We start from the raw sequence: 16203 nt of genomic DNA, 5'->3' as shown, positions 1-16203 counted from the left end.
ATGAGCATCAAGAGATTCCGCCTCGCCCTGATGAGTGCCGCGACCACGATCGCCTTGGCCGCCTGTTCCGGCGAGACCGAGGACGGCGCCGTCGATACCGCCGCGAACAACAATGCGGCGGCGGTCAGCTCGGAAGCGGACGCGCCCGCTGCGAACGACAATCCCGACGCCGCGCAACAGATCAATGCGTGGTTCGAGGACACGTTCGAGGCCGGCGTTGCCCGCTCGCCGATGACACAGACCTTCCTCGGCCGGAAGACCAATTACGGCGCGTGGAATGACGCCTCGCCGGAATTCGCCGAGGAAAGCTATCGCCTGTCACAGGCCGACCTCGCCTATATGCGTGCGACCTTCGATCCGGCATCGCTGCCGGAATCGGAGCAATTGTCGTACGAGTTGTTCGCGTATGACGGCGAGCGCGAAGCCGAGGGCTGGCAGTGGCGCGACCACGGCTACACCTTCACACCGCGGTCCGGCCCGCACATGGGCGTGCCGTCCTTCCTGATCAACAATCACCGGGTCGACACGGTCGAGGATGCCGAGGCCTATATTTCCCGTATCCGCAATGCGGGAGCCTATCTCGACCAGAATGCCGCCAATGCGCAGCGCTCCTACGAGATGGGGGTGACGACGCCGCGCTGGACCTACCAGCCGATGATCGAGACCTCGCGCAATGTGATTTCCGGGGCGCCGTTCGACGATGGTGAGGACAGCCCGATCCTCGCCGATTTCCGGTCGAAGGTGGACGCGCTCGACATCCCGCAGGCGGAAAAGGACCGGCTCGTCTCCGAGGCGGAAACCGCCCTCACCGAGAGCCTCGCCCCGGCCTATGAACGGCTAATCGCGATGTTCGGGGAGCAGGAGACCGCCGCCCGTGAAACCGATGGCGTGTGGGACGTTCCCGGCGGCAGCGAATACTACGCCTACATGCTGCGCGGCTACACGACGACCGACATGACCGCAGAGGAAATTCACGATCTTGGTCTCGCCGAGGTGGAGCGCATCCATGGTGAGATGGAAGCCATCATGGCGGAAGTCGGCTTCGAAGGGACGCTGCAGGACTTCTTCGAATTCATGCGGACCGACAGCCAGTTCTACTACGGGAACACGGACGAGGGCCGCGAGCGCTACCTGTCGGAAGCCACCGCGCTGATCGACACGATGCGCGATGCCCTGCCGCAGATGTTCAACACCTTCCCGGAGGCCGAACTGGTCGTGCGGCGGGTGGAGGAATTCCGCGAAGCCTCGGCGGGCAAGGCCTTCTACCAGCGCCCGGCGCCGAACGGGTCACGCCCCGGCGTCTACTACGCCAATCTGCGCGACATGGCCGACATGCCGACCTACCAGATGGAAGCGCTCGCCTATCACGAGGGCATTCCCGGCCACCACATGCAGCTCGCCATCATGCAGGAGCTGGAGGGCGTGCCGTCCTTCCGCCGGTTCGGCGGCTACACCGCCTACACCGAGGGCTGGGGGCTCTATTCGGAATATTTCCCGGTCGAGTTCGGTTTCTATGATGATCCGTATTCCGACTTCGGACGACTGGCGATGGAGCTGTGGCGGGCCTGCCGCCTCGTGGTCGACACGGGCCTGCATCATCACCGCTGGAGCCGTCAGGAAGCGGTCGACTATCTCGCCGAGAACACGCCCAACCCGCAGGGCGATATCGTCAACGCGATCGACCGCTACATCGTCTATCCGGGTCAGGCGACGGCCTACATGATCGGCCGCAACGAGATCGTGCGCCTGCGTGAAGTGGCGCGGGAGGAACTCGGCGAGGATTTCGACATCCGCGAGTATCACGATGTGGTTCTGCGCCAGGGCGCATTGCCGCTCTCGGTTCTGGAGAGACGGGTCGAAAACTGGATCGAGGCCGAACAGGCCGGGGCGGAGTAATCCCCGCTTCTTGAGTCAAGAAATCCCCGCCGGAGCGATCCGGCGGGGTTTTTCATGTCGAAGATGACGAAGATGCGTTCAGAAGACCGGGATGATCTAGATCGGCATTTTCAGGATGTCGTTATAGGCCCGGATCACCTCGTCGCGGACCGCCATGACGGTCTGCAGCTGGACTTCAGCGGCGGACACGGCGGTGACGACGTCGATCAGCTCGGTCTGGCCCATTGCCGCGCCGGCGGTGAACTGTTCGGCCTGGGCCAGGGAAGTCCCCGTATTCTGGACCGCGCTCGACACCATGGCGGAGAAGTCGGAGGCACCGGCGGCCTCGGTGGCCTGAGGCCCCTCGGCGGCGCGCGCCATGTTCTGCGCGGCGGCGGCGTAGGCGCGAAGCGCGGAAAGATCGGCAGCCATCTATCCCCTCCCTAACGGCGCAGCAGGTCGAGCGCGCGCTGCATCATCGCGCGGCTCGATTCGACCATGTTGAGATTGGCTTCATAGCTGCGCTGGGCCTCGCGCATGTCCATCAGTTCGATCAGGGTCTGGACGTTGGGATAGCGGACATATCCCTCCTGGTCGGCGGCAGGATGGCCCGGCTCGTAACGCAGGTTGAACTCGCTCTGGTCGGCGCTGACGCGTCCCATGCGAACCAGTTCGAGACCGCTCTGGCGGTCGAGTTCGGATTCGAAAACCGGGATCTGGCGGCGATAGGGATCCCCGCCCGGCTCGCGCGCGGTCGATGACGCATTGGCCAGGTTTTCCGCGATGATCCGCATGCGCGCGGACTGGGCGCGCAGGCCTGCCGCGGCGATGGTCAGGGCGTCTGAAGGTTCGCTCATCGTCTATCCTCCGTCAGCGTGCCACGGGCCGCGCGGCCATGCGGATCAGGCCCAGGCTCTTTTCGTAGAGCCCCAGTGCGGTCTCGTAGCGAATGCGGTTGTCCTGGGCGCGGACCATCTGCTCCTCGAGCGAGACGGCATTGCCGTTCACGGTCGTCTCGCTGTCGGGCGAGGACACGGCGCGATAGGTGCGGCCGATACCGGCATCACCGCCGGATGGCGAGATATGACCGGGACGGTTCGCCGCCATGGCGACCGCCGCGGAGGCCGAGGCGGACCCGCGCAGCTCGTTCTGGAGCGCCCGGTGGAACTGGGCCTCCTCGATGTCGCGCGGCACGAAATTCGGCGTGTCGGCATTGGCGATGTTGTCGGCCAGCACGCTTTGCCGTGCGGAATGAAATCCAAGGGATTCCCGCAAGAGCGTGAGTACCGGGGCGTCTCCGGGACGCATGGCGCACCTGTTGGTTTTTTATCGTTGGGAGTGAAGCTGCGCCGCGCCGTTTAACGCGGCGTTAACGGGCACAAAGCGCAATGGCGTTAACCAAGCTTTCCGAGTCGTAAAGATGCGCCATGGATGTCGTTGACTTCGCCCAGTATTTCGCTGCCCTCGCCGTGGTGCTCGGCCTGCTCGGCCTGTTCGCGCTCGCCGGTACGCAAGGCTGGTTCACCCGGCTGGTGAACGGCCTCGCAACCCGGGGGCTGGAGCGTACCAAACGCGAGCGCAGGCTGAGGGTCATGGAGTCGCTGGTGCTCGACCCGCGGCGGCGCGTCGTGATCGTGAAGATCGATGATGAAGAGCAGGTCCTCCTACTCGGGGCCGGAACGGAAATCGTCCTCGACCGGCGGCCGGCCAGAACCACCACGGAGACCGCATCATGAAGCGTCTTCCGGTCATCTTCGCGGTCTTCGCCGTCATCTTCGCGATCTTCGGATCATCTGCAGAGGCCGCCGCGCCAACAACCGGGCCCGGATTCTCGCTCGATCTCGGTGATGGCGGCACGCTGACAGAGCGCGTGCTGCAACTCACCGCGCTCCTGACCATCCTGTCGCTGGCCCCGTCGATCGTGATCATGACGACGAGCTTCGTGCGGATCGTGGTGGTGCTGTCGCTGCTGCGAACCGCGGTCGGTCTGCAGCAGAGCCCGCCGAACGTGGTCCTGACCAGCCTCGCCCTCTTCCTGACCGCCTTCATCATGGCCCCGGTCTTCACCGAGGCCTACGAGGAGGGCATCCAGCCGCTGATCAACCAGGAAATCGAGATGGACGAGGCCTTCGACCGGGCGTCCTCGCCGGTGAAGGACTTCATGATGGCGCATGTCCGGGAGGACGATCTCGGCCTGTTCATTTCCTTCCTGCCGCCGGAAGACCGCCCGGCCACGGCAGAGGACACGCCCTTCCGGGTGATCGCCCCGGCCTTCATGATTTCGGAGCTGCGGCGGGCGTTCGAGATCGGCTTCCTGCTCTTCATCCCGTTCCTGATCATTGACCTGGTCGTGGCCTCGATCCTGATGTCGATGGGCATGATGATGCTGCCGCCGATCGTGATCTCGCTGCCCTTCAAGCTCATCTTCTTCGTCCTGGTGGACGGCTGGCGGCTGGTCGCCGGATCGCTGGTGGAGAGTTTCGGCACGATCGGGAGTGGCGCGCCACCGGGGTGATGTTCAAGGAAATCACCTGTCCCGGCCATGTGCCGGGACCTGTCCACCGTCAACTAGACCCTGCTTCTTCGCCCTCCCCCTTGAGGGGAGGGCCGGGAGGCTGAGCGATAGCCAGCCGACCGGGGTGGGGGTGTCTTGTTTGCGCGTTCACCCCACCCCGCTCCCGTCGACCTGAAGGTCGCCGCTCGTGTCCCTCCCCTTCAAGGGGAGGGAGGGAGCCCTAGCTCTCACCGCCCGTTTCAAACCGCGTCTGATAGCGCTGCATGAAGGCGTCTAGCGTATCGATGTCGGCGATGCGGCGGGCGAGATCGCCGACCCGGGCGTCGCCCGTCACGGTCAGTTCGCTGGTCAGCACATCGAAGGACGTGGCCTGCGCTGTTGCGCGCATCAGCGCGCCATAGCGCTGGTCGAGGCGGCGGATGGAATCGCGGTCCCCGGCGAGGTTGAAGGCGATGGCGGTGCGCAGCACGTCGGCCTGCTCGCTTTCGCCCAGCGGGGTATCGTCCTGCCAGCGGGTGCCAAGCGCACTTTCGAGGCGGCGGCCGGCATCGGGCCAGTCGCGGCGGTCCCAGGCGACATCGGCGCGCAGGCGGCGCGCGGTGGCGCTTTCGTCCCCGGCGACCAGTTCCAGCGCATGTTCGAAACGGCCGAGTTCGGCGTGGGCGCGCGCCTCGAGCATGCGGCGTTCCGCGACGAGGTCTTCGGGCAGGCCGGCGACGCGCGTATTGCGCAGCGTACGCAAGGCATCGGCGGGGCGGTGGTCGGTCAGGTAGATCACGGTCAGGTCGGTCGCGACCTGGGCGCGGGCCTGCGGCTCGCGCAGGCGGTTCTCGACCTGGTATTCCAGCAAGTCGGCAGCCTGTCCCAGAAGGTCGAAGGCGACCAGACGGTCGACCAGACGGCGGACCATTCGGTCGCCATCGGAACCGATCGGCGTCAGGAAACGGTATTCGTAGAACAGGGCCACCGCTTCGATCGGATCGAGATTGTCGGCTTCGCCCTCAAGAAAGAGCGCGCGGAAAACCTCCGCCATCTCACTGCCGATGCGACGGCTGGCGCGGCTGTCGGGGAAGCGGGCCTGGGCGGTGCGCATGGTTTCGAGACCTTGCGCGTAAGCCCCTTCGCGAATGTAGATATGACCCAGCAGGCGGATGGTATCGAGTTCGAGCGCATCGCCGCGCCAGCGCAGGCGCAGATTCTCCAGCGCCTCGACGCCCTCTTCCGCCGTCATCTCGCCATTGGCGAGTTCAAGCCTATAAAGTTCGAGCAATGCCGCAGCCTCGACGCCGGGATATCCGGAACGGCTCAGCGCCCGGAAGCGTTCGATGGCGCGGTCTTCCTCGCCGCTTTCGGCGTCGATTCGCGCAGCAATCCATTCCGCCTCGGCGAGGTCGTGCGGGCCTGGCTCGTCACGCGACAGGTCACGCAGATAGGCGGATGCCGCCGCGAAGTCGTTGTTCTCGAGCGCGACGCGGGCCCGGGCGACGCGGAAACGCGCGCGCCATTCCGGGGTGTAACCGTAGATCGACTCATTGCCCGCATCGAAACGGCGGCTCGCTTCCTCCCACTCTTCCTGATCGGCGGCGATCATGGCGCGCCACGGCGCGGCGTCGGGGTCGCTCATCAGGACCGGAATGGCAAAGGCGGTATGCGCGTCCTCGATCCGGCCCATCATGTAGCTGGCGACGCCGGCCAGCGCATGCACGTGCGGGTCGTCCGCCAGTTGCGGGCGGATCTGGAGCGCTGCGTCCAGCGCGCCCAGCGCTTCGGGCGCGAGTCCGTTGGCGAGATAGAAGCGCGCAAGATCGACCCGGGCGTTTGCATCTTCCTGCGACGCCGCATTCTGACGCCGGGTCAGGTCGCGCCAGTAATTGCCGCTGCCGCGCCAGGCCTCGAAATCCATGAAGGCCGGCGAGTGGCGCGCCGTTGCCGTCATCGCCAGCGTCGTGACCGCGCGCTGCTGACCGCTGGCGGCGTCTGGCCGCGCGAAACGCACGCCATTCTCGCCAATCTGTGCCAGCAGATCGTCGGCATAGGTTTCCGCTGCAGCGCCCTGCGTTGATGCCAGCAGCGAACCGCCCGGGAAAACGCGCGGTGCGAGCAGTCCCTCGATCGGGGCGAGCGCCGTCACGACTGCAATGCGGTCGCCGACGATCGGGTCGTCGACCCAGTGAATCGCGGTCGGATGAGCGACGCGAAGCACGACACCGGACGGCGCACCGGGCGCAGTCTGACGGTCGACCACGACCGGCGTGGGCGGGGTCTCGATGCGTTCCGAGAAGGCCAGGGTCCAGTAGGCGCCATCGAACCGGACTTCCGCATTGGTCGACGTCGGCGCAACCATGCGCACGGCGGTGTAGCCGTCGCCATCGACCAGTTCGAATCCGACGATATGCCCCCGCGCGCCCTGGGCCACTTCACCCATGTCGAGCGTCGCATCGGCATCGAACACCGCCCAGATCGCCTCGCCGCGGCGGAAGACCGACAGACCCACGGGAGCCGCCCATTCAAAGCGGGCCAAAAGATCTCCGTTCGCCTCGGTCGCCGCGACATGCACGACACCGCCAGGCGGCACAGGGTCGGCGCGCGGTTCGTCGTGTTCGACGGCGAGATGCTCCGGCGCCTCACGTTCGGTCTCGGGCGGCAGTTCCGGATCTTCATGATGCTGGACCGGGGCGACATGCTCCGTGGCGGCTTCGTCCGGCCCCGGAACGTGATCGCCGGCATCGGCATGCTGTTCCGGTTCGGCGACGGCGTCCGGGTCATCGAGACTGCCCGAGACCTCGCCCATCCCGGCCAGCGCGTTGAGAAGGTCGGCGGCCTCGGTCCGGTCGGGATCGAGCAGGTCGAGCACGATCCGGCCTTCCTCGTTCCAGATGCGCGCGGTGACGCCGTCATCGACCAGAAGCTCGAGCGCGTGGTCGGTGTCCCCGCGGGCAGCGGAAATCATCTGCAGGAGGCGCGGAGGAGAGGCGCGCAACTCGGCCAGGTCCATCTCGCCGGGCGCTTCGAAATGCACCGAGATCGTGTTGCCGTCCTGCTCGAGCGAATAGCCGATCTCTTCCGGCCAGAGGAATTCGATCCGTGTATTGCTGGCCGCGGTGCCGAAACGCAGCGCAACCGGCAGGGCCGGTGGAGGCGGCGGAGGCGGCGCGGCAGCGGCCGCGGCCGCGGCGTCGATTTCAGCCTGCTCGTGAGGGGAAATGATACGCGGCGGCGGCGATCCGCCCGGCGGCACCAGATCAATGGCGACCATGTTCCAGCTGCGCGTGACGCGGGCTTCCTGAGCGCCGCGCATGGCCAGGCGCAGTGCCGATCCGTCGGGATCGAGCCGCACCATGGCGACCCGGTCGCCGAGTGCCGCCGCGAGCGTGTCCGTGCTGCCTTCGACCGGCTCGGAAAAGCGGGCAATCAGCACCGTTCCGCCAGCCGCGGATTCGATCTCTGCCGTCGGGGCTTCACCGCCAAAAGTTTCGGGATAGGTGATCACAAGCCGCGCCGTGTTGCCGATCGTCTCGACACGGAATTCCACCGGCTCGGCGGCCAGCACCGATCCCGCAAAGGTCAGCGCGGCCAGCGCGCCGACCAGGGCCGTGGTATCAGCCCTCCTCGCCAAGGCGGGTCTCCAGCTCGGCCACGGTGTCAGGCAGGTCGTTGCGCGCGGCGATCCGCATGGTCAGTTGCGCGGCCTGCGGCACCGGCATTTCGCCGAGAATGGCGGAAAAGTTGCGGGCCGGCATGCGGGCCGCGATCTGGACCTGGGTATCGGGCGCCAGCGCCGCGATGCGCTCGGCCGCATCGGCCGGGTCCATGCCGCGATAGAAGGCGACGATGCGTTCCATCTCGGCTTCTTCGGCCTCGGACAGCGAGCCGATCAGGGATTCGATCTCGTCGCGCAGTTCGCGCAATTCGGCGATCCGTCCGTCGACACGCTGCTCGGCGGCTTCCAGCAAGGCTTCGCGTGTATCGAGTTCGTCGGCGCGGGCATCCTGCAGCCGGCGCCGTTCGGACAGGGCGCGCAGCACTTCGAGTTCGCTGGGCGATGCGCCAACGCGTTCGGCAAACACATCATTCGACACGGCCGGGCAGTTCGCGTCCGCGCCCTGTTCGGCCTGCGCCAAGTTCGGCAGATAGGGCTCGGCGGTGTCTTCAGGGTGCTCGGCCTGTTGATGCGGGGCCGGATTGTCCTCCGCCCAGGCCGCCCAGGCGTCGGGCAGGCCGACCGCCAAGTCCATCGCCTTCATGACGAAGAGACCGCCGGCGAGAATGCCGGCCGTGGCGAGGAGGCGGACGGGGGCGGCCATGATCAGCGCACATCCTTGAGGTCAGAGAACACGTTGGGGCGGCCGCCCTGCGGGAAGACATCCCCGATCGGCTTGCGCGGCGAACGGACGCCAGCGATCGACTCAGACCGTCGGTCCGCACCCGAAGTCAGAAGGCGCAGCTCGTCGGCGACCTTGCGGGCTTCGCGCACCGTCTGCTCGAGATCAGCGCCGCTTTCATGCGTGGCGCGGTTGAGCGCGGCCAGGCTGGCGCGCGCCCGGTCCGTCGCCTCGTCCAGTGCCACGACCGCCTGACGCACGCCGTCCTGACCGTTGCGCAGCGCATTCAGCTTGCGGTCGACCCGCCACATCATGATGGCGGCAGCGAGCAGGAGCAGGGCGACAATGCCTTCGAATGCCAGGGCAGCCAGGGTCATGTGAGTTTCAACATCGCTTTGCGGGCAGTGGGTGTGAGCGGCGCGTCGAGACGCACCGCGACGGAATGGCCGAGACGCCCCATGCGCCCCTTGGTGAGCGGAACGGCGCCGCAGCGCAGCTTGACCGTGCTTTCGGGCGTGACATCGAGCATGATCGTGTCGCCGACCTTGAGGTTCATCACCTTGCCAAGCGGCATCTGCTGCTCGTCGAGCACGGCCTTCACGTCCATCTGGGTGGACCAGAGTTCGGTCGCGAGATGGCTTTCCCAGATGTTGTCGCGGCCGAATTTCTCGCCCATGAATTGCTGCAGCAGCATTTTACGGATCGGCTCGAGCGTGGCGTAGGGCAGGAGCAGTTCGACCCGGCCGCCGCGGTCTTCCATGTCGATGCGCAGCTTCACGAGGATCGCCGCATTCGCCGGCCGGGCGATGGCGGCGAAGCGCGGATTGGTTTCGATCCGCTCAAGGGTGAAATCGACTTCGGTCAGCGGCTCGAAGGCCTGCTTGGCATCGCCGAGCACGACCTCGATCATCCGCTGCACCAGCGTGCGCTCGATCGTGGTGTAGGGCCGCCCCTCGATGCGCATGGCGGACGTGCCGCGGCGGCCGCCGAGCAGCACGTCGACAATCGAGTAGATCAGGTTCGAATCGACCGTCAGCAGGCCGTAATTGTCGAGCTGCTTGGCGCGGAAGACCGACAGGATGGCCGGCAGCGGGATCGAGTTCAGATAGTCACCGAACCGGATCGAGGAAATGTTGTCGAGGCTCACCTCGACATTGTCCGACGTGAAATTGCGCAGGCTGGTGGTCATCAACCGCACGAGGCGGTCGAAGACGATTTCCAGCATCGGCAGGCGTTCGTAGGAGACCAGCGCCGAGTTGATGATGGCGCGGATGCCGGACCGGTCGCTGCCGTCATCGTCGGAAACCGAAAAGCCGAGCAGTGAGTCGATCTCGTCCTGATTGAGAATCCGCTCGTGGGCGGCGCTGCTTTGACCGCCCGCCTCCTCACCGACCATGGATTCCCATTCGGCGGAAAGTTCGTCCTCTCCGTCCGAGCCTCCGGCATCTGCCGGGGCTGCCGTCGCGGCCATGTCCTCTTCGGCCTGGGCTTGGGTCTCTGCGGTATCAGCCATGGACTATGCGATCACGAACTGGGTGATGAGCACGGCGCGCACCTGCCCCTCGCCCATCACGAGGTTGACGCGGCGCAAGAGTTCAAGGCGCAGGCGTTCGGCGCCCGCACTGCCCGCCAGATCCTCCGGGCGCAGCTCGCGCAGGAAGCCCTGGAACTGGTCGAGAATGCGCGGCAGATTCTCGTCGAGATCGTGCGCCAGATCCTCGTCGGAGATTTCCAGCGAGAAGGTGATCTGGACGTGCGCAAAGCCGCCCGACCCGTTCTGGATGGTGATCTGCATCTGCGGGATTTCATAGAAATAGGCGTGCTCGGCCGCGCCGCCGCCACTGCCGTGACCGCTTCCGCCGCCATGATCGTCAGCCACTTCGCCATGCTCTCCGGCCTCGGCGACCTGAGCCTCGTCACCGCCGCCGCCGAGAAGAAGCATCGCCGCGACACCGCCCAGCGCCAGGATCAGGACCGGCAGGCCGATGAACAGGGCGAGCTTCATGATGCCGCCCTTCTTCTTCGGCTGATCGCCCTCCGCGCCCTCCTCGGATCCGGCTCCGGATTCGGGGGCTTCGGTTTCCGGCTTTTGCTTGTCTTTCTTGGCCATTCGACGCTCCGCGAGAGGCTGTTCGCCCTGCTCAAGGATTAACGTCCGCTCCGGTTAACGAGGAGTTTGCAAACACCCCTTCCCGGCAGGTTTTGCCCAGTTGCCGGGGCGAAGCTGCCGGGGCGGCAGGCTCCGCCGGGGGCTCGGTATCAGCAAGTAATTGAAAACACTCACAATTAACTATGGCACAGTCGGTGCAACGTGACTGACGAGTCCCGCGTCAGACGGGGCCGGAACACACCGAACGTCAATGAACGGACGGACGCGCCATGGAAAACGCCTTCATGATCGGGCTCTCCCGTCAGCTGACCCTGCGTCGGCAGATGGATGTGCTCGCCAACAACATCGCCAACGCCAATACGCCCGGCTTCCAGGCCGAGATGCTGCTGCTCGAGGCCAATCCGGCCAACCGCGCACGCTCGGACGACGGTCCGCAGCGCCTGCAATATGTCGAGGACTGGGGTGTCGGCCGCGATTTCCGGCCGGGCGAGCTGGAATTCACCGGCCGGCCGCTCGATACCGCGATCGAAGGTGACGGCTTCTTCGCCGTCGAAACCGAGAACGGCGATCTGCGCTACACCCGCGACGGCCGCTTCCAGACCAATGCCGAAGGGCTGCTAGTGTCCACGTCAGGCGCACCGGTGCTCGATGATGGCGGCGCACCGATCCTGATCGACATTGCGCAAGGTCCGGTCGAGATCCGGTCCACCGGCGCGATCATCCAGAACGGCGCCGAGATCGCCCGGCTGGGCGTTTACAGTTTCGAGGAGCGCGGCGCGCTGCAAAAGCTCGGCAACGGGCTCTACGCCGCACCCGACGGGATGCAGGCCGATCTTTCCGACGCCTCGGTCCGGCAGGGCTATTTCGAACAGTCGAATACCCAGCCGGTCGTCGAACTCACGCGCATGATCGAGACGATGCGCGCCTATGAATCCGTGTCCCGCGTCCTGTCCCAGGGCGAGGAACTGAGCCGCCGGGCGATCGAACGCCTCGGCCGCGTCTAGAGAACGAGGAGCAAACGCCATGCGATCGCTCACCACCGCCGCGACGGGCATGATGGCCCAGCAGATGAATGTGGAAGTCATCTCCCACAACATCGCGAACATGAACACGACCGGGTTCAAGCGCCAGCGCGCCGAATTCCAGGACCTGCTGTACCAGAATGTCGACCGGATGGGCGCCAGCTCGTCGGATGCCGGCACGATCGTCCCGACCGGGGTGCAGATCGGTCTCGGTGTACAGGCGGCCTCGACCTACCGGATCACCGAACAGGGCAATCTGATCCAGACCGGCAACCGCTACGATCTGGCGATTTCCGGGCGCGGCTATTTCCGCATCCAGCTGCCCTCGGGCGAGGACGCCTACACACGGGCGGGCAATTTCGCGACCAGCCCGGACGGTCAGATCGTCACCACGGACGGCTATACCGTGGCGCCGGGGATCGCCATCCCGCAGGGCGCACGCGATGTCGCAATCAACCAGCAGGGCCAGGTGCAGGCGATCCTCGACGGCGATCCGACGCCGCAGGTCGTGGGTCAGCTGGAACTGGTCAACTTCTTCAACGAGGCCGGTCTCGAAGCGGTCGGCGACAATCTCTTCCTCGAAACCGCGGCCTCCGGCTCGGCAACCGGTGGCACGCCGGGATCGCCCGGCTTCGGCCTGATCCGTCAGGGCTTCGTGGAAACCTCGAACGTCAATTCGGTGTCGGAGATCACGGCACTCATCCAGGCGCAGCGCGCCTACGAGATGAATGCCCGCGTGATCACCGCATCGGACGAGATGCTCGCCGCGTCTTCGAACCTGCGCTGAGGAGGCTGATCATGAGTTTCAGAGCCGCTCTTCTCGCCGCCACCCTCCTTGGCGCGCCCGCCTTCGCGGACGAGCCCGTCATCCTGCGCGACGCGATCACGGTCGATGGCGACATGGTGACGCTGGGCGATCTGTTCGGGATCGAGGGCGAGGCAGCGGACACGCCGATCACCCGCGCGCCGCAACCGGGCCAGCGCGGCTCGATCGACCCCGGCTATGTCCGGGACATGGCCGCGCGCCACGGCTATGAATGGGCCAATGCCAGCGGCGTCCGGCGGATCTCGGTCACCCGCGAAAGCCGCATGATCGGCATGGATCTCGTCACCGAACTGGTCGCGGCGGAGCTCTTTGCCCGCACCGGCGACGAGTACGAGGTGCAATTCTCCGGCACGCAAAGCCTTCACGCCCCGGCCGGCGCGACCGGCCTGCCTCAGGTCGCCAACCTTCAACACAACACGTCGAGCGGGCTGTTCACCGCCGAGATCGTCACTCATGAAGGCGGCCAGCCGGTGCGTGTGACCGGCCGGGCCTATGCCACGGCGCTCGTCCCGGTGCTGACGCGTCACATTTCCGCCGGCGAGGTGATCGAACCGGCCGACATCGACTGGCTCCCCGTCCGCGCCGATCGCATCCGCGCCGACGCGGTGATGGATGCCGGTGCGATGGAGAACATGGCGGCGCGCCGCGCCCTCAGACCCGGCGAGCCGGTCCGCGGCTATGACCTGCAGGCGCCGGTCGTGGTCGCGCGCGGCGAGATCGTCGCGCTGGTCTTCACAGTGCCGGGCATGACGCTGACGGCGCGGGCCCGCGCGCTGGAAAACGCCGGGGCGGACGAGATCGCCCGCTTCGTGAACCTGCAATCGAACCGCACCGTGGAAGCCATGGTCGAGGGTCCGGGCCGCGCCCGGGTCGTCTCCGGCGGCACCGCATCCTGATCCGGGGGGAACACCGATGAACGCCCAACGCCTCTTCGCCATTCTCCTGATGGGCACCAGCCTGACCGCCTGCGCCACGGCGCAGCGCCTGTCGGAAGTCGGCGATACGCCGGACCTGTCGCCGATCAACAATCCGGCCCTGTTCGCGGGCGGCGCCCCGGCCTATGGCCAGCCGCAATACCAGGTCCCGCCGGCCTATTATCAGCAGCAACAGCCTGCCTATCAGCCGCAACAGGCGCAGCAGATCGCGCCCTATGCCCAGCCGGACTACAGCCCGTCGCGTGCGCAGCGGCAGGCCAACGCCCAGGCCAGCGGCGGCCGCAATTCATTGTGGGCGGCGGGCAGCCGCACCTTCTTCGGCGATCCGCGCGCCAATGCGCCGGGCGACATCCTGACGGTGATGATCAACATTGCCGACAATGCGCAGGTCCAGAACACGACCTCGCGGAACCGCACCTCGAACGCGGACAGCGACCTGACCAATTTCCTCGGCGGGGAAGCGGCACTGTCATCCTTCTTCAACGACGCGATCGACCCGTCCTCGATCACCAGCTTCGGCGGGTCGAGCGGCGTGAACGGCACCGGCTCGGTCAACCGCGCGGAGACGATCAACCTCTCGATCGCCGCGGTCGTGGCCCAGACCCTGCCGAACGGCAATCTGGTCATTGCGGGCCGTCAGGAAGTGCGGATCAACAACGAGATCCGCGAGCTTCTGATCTCCGGCGTCGTGCGCCCGGAAGACATCAATTCGGACAACACGATCCGCCACACCCAGATCGCCGAAGCGCGCATCTCCTATGGCGGGCGCGGACATATCTCCGACGTCCAGCGCCCCGGCATCGGCCAGGAAATCTACGACATCCTCTGGCCCTTCTGATTTCACGAATCCCGGCGCACCGCCGGTACACGCCCACCACCCAAGTGGCGCACCTGGCCCCTGCGACTTCGGTCGCAGGGGTATTTTTTGGATTCTGATGGCCCGGCCCCCGAAACTGATCTAGGCTTGCGGTTCGAAAAGATACACGGAGTGCGTCATGTTCCGGCCAATCCTGATTGCGATTGCGTTCGCCATGGCCTTCCCGGCCTTCGCCCTGGCGCAGGCGCAATTGCTGCGCTCCTACCTTCCGGCAACGCGTACGATCTATGTCGGTGAATGGGGCACGGTGTTCGTGGCGCTGACGAATTCCGGCGATGTCGACTTTACCAGTTGCGCAATTGGCCGGGACGGTCTCTGGCAGGGACCGACGCCAGACATCGATCTGAACGAGATCGACATCAATGGCGCGATCATTCCGGGGACACGCTATCAGGCGTTCTCGCTTGATCGGGGGCAGACCCGCCACTTCCTTCTGGGCCTTCGCGCGCCGGCACACCATTTCGATGGCGGAGCCACATCGATCGAGTATGGCGGTGCCGTCTATGCGGTATGCGGCGCGCCTGGCCTGGCGGTCGAAGCTGTCGAGAACAGCGTTTCGGTGCTGAACTTCTCCGTTCACAGCGACCGGCGTCCTCCCGACATCATCCCGGTGATCGTTTCACCAACCGCCGACGGCGTGGTGCGGATCAACCCGCAGACCGGCCGCGGCGTCGCTGCGATCGCGGCGATCAATGCCGGCTCACCTGCCGACGTCACATTCAGCATGGATGTGATCGCCGACATGCAGGCGCTGGCCTGCCTCACCGACAGCAGCGGCACCTGCCTTGCGCCGCGCTCCGAGACGCTGAGCTTCCGGATGGAGACAGGGCAGAGCGTGCTGATCAGCATTCTCGTCACGGACGGCCCGACGACCCGCACGCCCTTCCTGCCGGCGACGGCCCGGCTGTGGGCCAATTTCGACGAGGTTCGCGAGGGCGGTTCCGGCACGCGCAACCGAACCTCGATCGCCCTGACGGATTTGGGTCAGGACCAGCCCCTGGATTCTGTTGTCGGCCAATGGCGGTTCGGTTCCGACTACGGAAACAACATATTGAACCTGCAGGAGGACGGTCGCTACATCACATTCATGTCGTTTCACGTCGCCGGACAGCAGGCCGGGTTCCACGCCGTGTCGATGGGCCGCTACACGGTCTCCGCGACTGCCGATGCGTTTTCGCTGACAGCGACGCCCGACGCCGAATTTCCCACCTACACCGGATTTACCGCCACGGTCCGACGTTCCGACGGCCTGATGATCCGGCAGACCGGCGTGCAGCATCGCGCATTCCAGATTGATGCGAGCCTGCCGACGGCCCTGGCAGGCGAATATATCGGCATTCCCGAGGGCCGCTCGATCTCCGCCCCGCTCGACCCGAACTATCCGCGCGTGACAGTTACGGCGAACGGACAGATTTCCGGCAGCTTCATCGACTCCCTGTCAGATTACGCAGACCGGGGGCGGACCTGCGCCATTACCGGCTCCATCGGCGGGCCGGTGACACTGAACGGTTGCGCCATTGCCGGCGCAGGGCACTCGGCCAGCCTCCACGTCATCGAGGACAGCGCGGATTCGCAAAGCGCACTTTCGCTATACCTTGTCCTCGACAACGGCACGATCCGCCGCGAATTCGGACTGCACGCGCCGAGCCTGCGTTAAGACGAGATCGCCGCTGTTCGACGATCAGTCGGGGCATTTTACGGTTTCAGAGCACTCCATCGAT

16 protein-coding genes are annotated in these 16203 nt (G+C 65.9%); 8 read left to right on the top strand and 8 right to left on the bottom strand.

Annotated features, from left to right (window positions below):
• Positions 1-1896, top strand: coding sequence for a DUF885 domain-containing protein (locus tag ACFOOR_RS13495; protein ID WP_343163114.1), 1896 nt, complete (start codon positions 1-3; stop codon positions 1894-1896).
• Between the two features lie 96 nt (positions 1897-1992).
• On the opposite strand, the gene ACFOOR_RS13490 is transcribed toward ACFOOR_RS13495, so the two are convergent.
• From ACFOOR_RS13490 to flgB, 3 genes are read right to left on the bottom strand one after another with little or no spacing between them, the layout of a single operon-like run.
• Positions 1993-2307 carry a flagellar hook-basal body complex protein FliE gene (locus tag ACFOOR_RS13490; protein WP_343163113.1) on the bottom strand — a complete coding sequence of 105 codons (315 nt, stop codon included), beginning with the start codon at positions 2305-2307 and terminating at the stop codon, positions 1993-1995.
• A gap of 11 nt (positions 2308-2318) precedes the next feature.
• Positions 2319-2732, bottom strand: a complete 414-nt coding sequence (gene flgC, locus ACFOOR_RS13485; RefSeq protein ID WP_343163112.1) for a flagellar basal body rod protein FlgC — start codon at positions 2730-2732, stop codon at positions 2319-2321.
• Positions 2733-2745: 13 nt separating this feature from the next.
• Positions 2746-3183: a flagellar basal body rod protein FlgB gene (gene flgB / locus ACFOOR_RS13480; protein WP_343163111.1), complete on the bottom strand. Its 438-nt coding sequence runs from the start codon at positions 3181-3183 to the stop codon at positions 2746-2748.
• A gap of 119 nt (positions 3184-3302) precedes the next feature.
• Between flgB and ACFOOR_RS13475 the strand changes: the two genes are divergently transcribed.
• Positions 3303-3611, top strand: coding sequence for a flagellar biosynthetic protein FliO (locus ACFOOR_RS13475; RefSeq protein WP_343163110.1), 309 nt, complete (start codon positions 3303-3305; stop codon positions 3609-3611).
• The gene (gene fliP / locus ACFOOR_RS13470; protein WP_343163109.1) at positions 3608-4390 is read left to right on the top strand and encodes a flagellar type III secretion system pore protein FliP; all 783 of its coding nucleotides are present in this window, start codon (positions 3608-3610) and stop codon (positions 4388-4390) included. The genes ACFOOR_RS13475 and fliP overlap by 4 nt, the downstream gene beginning before the upstream one ends.
• A 220-nt stretch (positions 4391-4610) precedes the next feature.
• Here fliP and ACFOOR_RS13465 read toward each other — a convergent pair whose 3' ends face one another.
• The 5 genes from ACFOOR_RS13465 to ACFOOR_RS13445 are packed head-to-tail and all read right to left on the bottom strand — an operon-like array spanning position 4611 to position 10822.
• The gene (locus ACFOOR_RS13465) at positions 4611-8006 is read right to left on the bottom strand and encodes a hypothetical protein (RefSeq protein ID WP_343163108.1); all 3396 of its coding nucleotides are present in this window, start codon (positions 8004-8006) and stop codon (positions 4611-4613) included.
• The gene (locus tag ACFOOR_RS13460; RefSeq protein WP_343163107.1) at positions 7990-8694 is read right to left on the bottom strand and encodes a MotE family protein; all 705 of its coding nucleotides are present in this window, start codon (positions 8692-8694) and stop codon (positions 7990-7992) included. The genes ACFOOR_RS13465 and ACFOOR_RS13460 overlap by 17 nt, the downstream gene beginning before the upstream one ends.
• A gap of 2 nt (positions 8695-8696) precedes the next feature.
• Positions 8697-9089 carry a DUF6468 domain-containing protein gene (locus ACFOOR_RS13455; RefSeq protein ID WP_343163106.1) on the bottom strand — a complete coding sequence of 131 codons (393 nt, stop codon included), beginning with the start codon at positions 9087-9089 and terminating at the stop codon, positions 8697-8699.
• Complete coding sequence (fliM, locus tag ACFOOR_RS13450; RefSeq protein WP_343163105.1) at positions 9086-10225, bottom strand: flagellar motor switch protein FliM; 1140 nt, start codon at positions 10223-10225, stop codon at positions 9086-9088. The genes ACFOOR_RS13455 and fliM overlap by 4 nt, the downstream gene beginning before the upstream one ends.
• A 3-nt stretch (positions 10226-10228) precedes the next feature.
• Positions 10229-10822 (bottom strand): flagellar basal body-associated FliL family protein, encoded by a 594-nt coding sequence (locus ACFOOR_RS13445; protein ID WP_343163104.1) that lies wholly within the window; start codon positions 10820-10822, stop codon positions 10229-10231.
• 284 nt (positions 10823-11106) lie between these two features.
• Here ACFOOR_RS13445 and flgF point away from each other — a divergent pair, with 284 nt between their 5' ends.
• From flgF to ACFOOR_RS13420, 5 genes are all read left to right on the top strand, one after another.
• Positions 11107-11826, top strand: a complete 720-nt coding sequence (flgF, locus tag ACFOOR_RS13440; RefSeq protein ID WP_343163103.1) for a flagellar basal-body rod protein FlgF — start codon at positions 11107-11109, stop codon at positions 11824-11826.
• A gap of 19 nt (positions 11827-11845) precedes the next feature.
• The gene (flgG, locus tag ACFOOR_RS13435) at positions 11846-12631 is read left to right on the top strand and encodes a flagellar basal-body rod protein FlgG (RefSeq protein ID WP_343163102.1); all 786 of its coding nucleotides are present in this window, start codon (positions 11846-11848) and stop codon (positions 12629-12631) included.
• Positions 12632-12642: 11 nt separating this feature from the next.
• The gene (gene flgA, locus ACFOOR_RS13430; RefSeq protein WP_343163101.1) at positions 12643-13566 is read left to right on the top strand and encodes a flagellar basal body P-ring formation chaperone FlgA; all 924 of its coding nucleotides are present in this window, start codon (positions 12643-12645) and stop codon (positions 13564-13566) included.
• A 16-nt stretch (positions 13567-13582) separates the two neighbouring features.
• Positions 13583-14443, top strand: coding sequence for a flagellar basal body L-ring protein FlgH (gene flgH, locus ACFOOR_RS13425; RefSeq protein ID WP_343163100.1), 861 nt, complete (start codon positions 13583-13585; stop codon positions 14441-14443).
• 157 nt (positions 14444-14600) lie between these two features.
• Positions 14601-16139 (top strand): hypothetical protein, encoded by a 1539-nt coding sequence (locus tag ACFOOR_RS13420; protein ID WP_343163099.1) that lies wholly within the window; start codon positions 14601-14603, stop codon positions 16137-16139.
• Positions 16140-16203: the final 64 nt, after the last annotated feature.

Origin of the sequence: Hyphobacterium vulgare, from assembly GCF_042643335.1 — a bacterium.
Taxonomy (GTDB): domain Bacteria; phylum Pseudomonadota; class Alphaproteobacteria; order Caulobacterales; family Maricaulaceae; genus Hyphobacterium; species Hyphobacterium vulgare.
This window is presented reverse-complemented; position numbering and strand designations above follow the sequence as displayed.

Excerpts from the sequence above, each read along its gene's own strand:
- flgH (WP_343163100.1), top strand. The coding sequence starts at position 13,583 with ATGAACGCCCAACGCCTCTTCGCCATTCTCCTGATGGGCACCAGCCTG.
- ACFOOR_RS13475 (WP_343163110.1), top strand. The coding sequence starts at position 3,303 with ATGGATGTCGTTGACTTCGCCCAGTATTTCGCTGCCCTCGCCGTGGTG.
- flgF (WP_343163103.1), top strand. The coding sequence starts at position 11,107 with ATGATCGGGCTCTCCCGTCAGCTGACCCTGCGTCGGCAGATGGATGTG.
- ACFOOR_RS13445 (WP_343163104.1), bottom strand. The coding sequence starts at position 10,822 with ATGGCCAAGAAAGACAAGCAAAAGCCGGAAACCGAAGCCCCCGAATCC.
- flgB (WP_343163111.1), bottom strand. The coding sequence starts at position 3,183 with ATGCGTCCCGGAGACGCCCCGGTACTCACGCTCTTGCGGGAATCCCTT.
- ACFOOR_RS13460 (WP_343163107.1), bottom strand. The coding sequence starts at position 8,694 with ATGGCCGCCCCCGTCCGCCTCCTCGCCACGGCCGGCATTCTCGCCGGC.
- ACFOOR_RS13495 (WP_343163114.1), top strand. The coding sequence starts at position 1 with ATGAGCATCAAGAGATTCCGCCTCGCCCTGATGAGTGCCGCGACCACG.
- flgG (WP_343163102.1), top strand. The coding sequence starts at position 11,846 with ATGCGATCGCTCACCACCGCCGCGACGGGCATGATGGCCCAGCAGATG.
- fliM (WP_343163105.1), bottom strand. The coding sequence starts at position 10,225 with ATGGCTGATACCGCAGAGACCCAAGCCCAGGCCGAAGAGGACATGGCC.
- ACFOOR_RS13455 (WP_343163106.1), bottom strand. The coding sequence starts at position 9,089 with ATGACCCTGGCTGCCCTGGCATTCGAAGGCATTGTCGCCCTGCTCCTG.
- fliP (WP_343163109.1), top strand. The coding sequence starts at position 3,608 with ATGAAGCGTCTTCCGGTCATCTTCGCGGTCTTCGCCGTCATCTTCGCG.
- flgA (WP_343163101.1), top strand. The coding sequence starts at position 12,643 with ATGAGTTTCAGAGCCGCTCTTCTCGCCGCCACCCTCCTTGGCGCGCCC.
- ACFOOR_RS13490 (WP_343163113.1), bottom strand. The coding sequence starts at position 2,307 with ATGGCTGCCGATCTTTCCGCGCTTCGCGCCTACGCCGCCGCCGCGCAG.
- ACFOOR_RS13420 (WP_343163099.1), top strand. The coding sequence starts at position 14,601 with ATGTTCCGGCCAATCCTGATTGCGATTGCGTTCGCCATGGCCTTCCCG.
- flgC (WP_343163112.1), bottom strand. The coding sequence starts at position 2,732 with ATGAGCGAACCTTCAGACGCCCTGACCATCGCCGCGGCAGGCCTGCGC.